Below are 3,362 nucleotides of genomic sequence, written 5' to 3' on the forward strand. Positions count from 1 at the left end.
CCCGGAAGCTAAGACCCACAGCGCCGATGGTACTGCACCCGGGAGGGTGTGGGAGAGTAGGTCACCGCCGGAACATCATTAAATGGTTGAGAGCCTCCAAACACCGTTTGGAGGCTCTCCCACTTTAACCACCCCTTCAATAACCACCCACCCGCCGGCACACGGCACCCGCCCAATGCACTGATTCGGGTCAACTCATCATGGGCTTCGGCGCACATCTGATTGTGGCCTGACGTTTTGCTTTAGTCAGCTGGCCGGGTCGTACTGGAACTGCCGGACCTCTTGGGAGCAGCGGCAGGCGACAGCGATTTTCGCGGCCCACTCGAGTGCCGCCTCCCGCGAGGGCAGCTCGAGAACGGTGTAGCCGCCGTTAGGAACCTTGTGGCCTGGATATGTGCCCTCAGTGACGGTTCCATCACCGGCCACCAGTACAGGGTCTACGCCCTCATCGATCCCGCCGCCGAAGACGTACACGCCCGCTGCCTTAGCGTCTTCGATGACGGCATGCGCGGCTTCAGCCACCGCCTCCAAGTCCTCCGCAGGCAGCACCATGGCCTCACTGGGGAACGAGATCAAGTACTTGGTCATTCGACGTCTCCTCTGCTCCGGCGGTGCCATCCGTCGGCTCTTCTTTGCGGCACCGCTTTGATGCCCAGCCCGATTATGGCCTCGGCGGCCGCCATGTGGTCAAGGCAGGGTGCCACGACCCGCCTGCAGAACCTGCTTGAACGGGTATCCTCTGACAGTTCCTACGCCATCGATCAAGGATGTCTGGCTGTTTCAACCGGGAAGCTCCGCGGCGGCGAGGCCCGTGACGGCGGCGTGGGCAGCATCGCTGGCTCAGCCATAGATTTGCGGTGCCGCCGGCCCTTCTGACCTGGTCTGCGATCCAGTCGAAATGCTCCCGGGTGCGGGCATCGGCCGGTAGTGCCACCAGCCCGTCACCAAGTTGGACGACACCCGGGGCCTTCAGCCGCCGCCAGACCGCTACCCTCGGACCGGACGGGACGCGCGGTATCCGGTAGGTGAACAGGACCCGCCCGCCCCCGGGTATCAACGGTTCACTCTTCACGAGGGAATAGTAACCGCGGCTACTTTAAGCTGGTACGGATCAGGCCGGAAGCGGTGCAGGCCGCTTTCGGGGCTCCAGGAGGACACTCATGATTTCGCCCGTGCTCATCGTGATCTCCGCGATCATCGCGGCCGCGGCGGTGGCCCTTGCCTGCCGCTATGCCCGCTGGCCGGGCCGGATTCTTGGCGCCGCCGCGGCGGGAACGCTGCTGGCCGTCATCGCGTGGCGGATTCTGGCCAACGTGTTCTTCCTAAACGAGGACTTCCTGCCCGCCATCAGCGTGGGGGACGCAGGTTGCCTGATCGCCGGGGCCCTGCCGTCGGCTGTCGTCGCCTCCATCGACCGGGAACTGGGGCGCCGGGCCCTCCCGGTGGTGGTGGGAGGCCTCGTCGCCTTCATCGCCAACGTCATCATCCTCTGACCGGAACGGAGACAGCCATGGAACCGACACCGCCACACAGACCGGTGAAGACCGCATTGATCGCCGCAGGGCTGCTGACCCTACTGTTGCCGGCGTACCTAAGTGCCTGCTCGGGGCCGGCCCCGGCGTCGGCGCTGCCTTTGACCCAGGTACAGGACATCGCCCTGCCCGGGGCGGTGAGCAGGCTCGACTACCAGGCCCTCGACGCGGATACGAAGAGGCTCTATATCGCCCACCTCGGCGATGGCACAGTCCACGCGATCGATCTCGCTAACGGCACGGTAGCGGGGACCGTGCCGGGAATACCCGCGGTGCACGGTGTCACCGTCGCGCCCGACCGGCGCCTTCTCCTGGCCGCAGTGTCGGGAACGAACGAGGTCGCCCTCATCAAAACCGACACGCTCACGGTGACCGGCCGGATGCCTGCAGGTAACACGCCGGACGGGATCGCATACGACCCGGTCCACGGCAAGGCCTACGTCTCCAACGAACATGACCACGCCGAAACGGTGATCGACCTCGCCACGAACACGGCGAAGGTCGCGATCGGGATTGGCGGGGAGGCCGGCAGCAGCGTCTACGACCCGGTCAGCGGTACGGTCCTGGTCAATATCCAGGACCGCAACCAACTCGTCATCATCGACCCGGCCACGGACACGGTGACGGGGAGGATTCCCGTCCCGGACTGCGCCAGCAACCACGGCCTCTACGTCGACGGGGCCAACAATCTTGCATTCATCGCCTGCGAAGGCAGCGCGAAGCTCCTGGTCCTGGACCTGCAAACCGAACAGGTCACCGAACGGTTCGACACTGGCGACGGCCCGGACGTGCTGGCTTTCGATCAGGGCCTGCACCGCCTCTATGTCGCCTCGGAGTCGGGCGTCGTCAGTGTCTTCGACGAACAGAACCGTGCCCTGATGCCAGTAGCGTCCGGCAAACTCGCTGACAACGCCCACACGGTCGCTGTCGACCAGGCCACCCACCGGGTCTACTTCCCGCTCGAAAACATCGATGGTCACCCGGTGCTTCGCGTCATGGAGCCCAAGCAATGACCCCCGGCCACGGACCGGCCAGGGACGAGAGTCTCAAACCGGCCATAGCGCCGGTCCCCGTCCGCTTCGTGCTCAACTTCCTGCATCTGGGAGCGAGCAGGTTCGGCCGCCCGATCGCCACCGTAGGCTACATGCAACGGGACCTGGTCGAGAAGCGCGCCCGGCAAAAGCGCACGTAGTCACTCGCTGACCAGCCTTACGCCGCATCCATCCACTGCGGGTCCTACTGTTGTCATTGAGTTCCACAGCCAAGTTCACGTTGAGGGTCGATGCTGCCTGGGCACTCACCAGCGACTGGTCCCGGTTTGCGGTGAACGGCCGTTGCCAAGGCCGTAGAAGCGCTACTGGCACGAAGGTGTGATCCAGTGAACAGCATCGCGTATCTACCGCCTGGGTCTTCACTTGCTTGGATTTAGCCGCGAAATCCGCGGAGTTTCGGGGTTTCTGCGGGCCTGTGGGGTCGCTCGTGATGAATTTGCCGTGAGGGTTCCAGCCGTGTATTGTTTTCTGAGTCGCCGCCGCTGATGCGGGAAAATAGCGACAAACCCCCTTCTTCAAAAGCCTGAAAATGGCGCACACTTTGGTGTGCCGGGTTCGGGTGGGGCCGGTTCGTTGGTGCTGGAAATCCGCAGAAACGCTGATTTGCAAAGCTTGTCGAAACCGGGTAACTTTGAAAAGTTGCTCCGGAGCGATCCACGGTTGTTTAGTGCTGGTGGTGGTGCCGGGTGTGTCTGTTGTTTGAGAACTCAATAGTGTGCCAAGTTTGTTGATACCAATTTTTTGTATTGAATTGGTTGAATTTGCCGGGTCTGGCCTG

The 3,362-nt window shown here is 63.2% G+C and carries 5 protein-coding genes and 1 rRNA gene; 4 read left to right on the forward strand and 2 right to left on the reverse strand.

What is annotated here, in order from left to right; all coding sequences use genetic code 11:
- Positions 1-73 (forward strand): 5S ribosomal RNA (gene rrf / locus AB4Y73_RS20320); the annotation flags it as partial.
- 173 nt (positions 74-246) lie between these two features.
- On the opposite strand, the gene AB4Y73_RS20325 is transcribed toward rrf, so the two are convergent.
- Together AB4Y73_RS20325 and AB4Y73_RS20330 are read right to left on the reverse strand one after the other, a co-directional pair.
- Positions 247-588, reverse strand: a complete 342-nt coding sequence (locus AB4Y73_RS20325; RefSeq protein ID WP_441874481.1) for a YciI family protein — start codon at positions 586-588, stop codon at positions 247-249.
- Positions 589-661: 73 nt separating this feature from the next.
- Positions 662-1,072 (reverse strand): Chromate resistance protein ChrB, encoded by a 411-nt coding sequence (locus tag AB4Y73_RS20330; RefSeq protein WP_441874483.1) that lies wholly within the window; start codon positions 1,070-1,072, stop codon positions 662-664.
- An 88-nt stretch (positions 1,073-1,160) separates the two neighbouring features.
- On the opposite strand from AB4Y73_RS20330, the gene AB4Y73_RS20335 reads away from it, so the two are divergent.
- From AB4Y73_RS20335 to AB4Y73_RS20345, 3 genes are read left to right on the forward strand one after another with little or no spacing between them, the layout of a single operon-like run.
- Entirely contained in the window at positions 1,161-1,493 is a 333-nt protein-coding gene (locus tag AB4Y73_RS20335; protein ID WP_441874485.1) for a hypothetical protein, read from the forward strand.
- A gap of 17 nt (positions 1,494-1,510) precedes the next feature.
- Positions 1,511-2,545, forward strand: a complete 1,035-nt coding sequence (locus tag AB4Y73_RS20340) for a YncE family protein (protein WP_441874487.1) — start codon at positions 1,511-1,513, stop codon at positions 2,543-2,545.
- Positions 2,542-2,724 carry a hypothetical protein gene (locus tag AB4Y73_RS20345; protein ID WP_441874489.1) on the forward strand — a complete coding sequence of 61 codons (183 nt, stop codon included), beginning with the start codon at positions 2,542-2,544 and terminating at the stop codon, positions 2,722-2,724. The genes AB4Y73_RS20340 and AB4Y73_RS20345 overlap by 4 nt, the downstream gene beginning before the upstream one ends.
- Positions 2,725-3,362: the final 638 nt, after the last annotated feature.

The sequence above is a fragment of the Pseudarthrobacter sp. TAF60_1 genome, from assembly GCF_052113505.1.
Classification (GTDB): domain Bacteria; phylum Actinomycetota; class Actinomycetes; order Actinomycetales; family Micrococcaceae; genus Arthrobacter.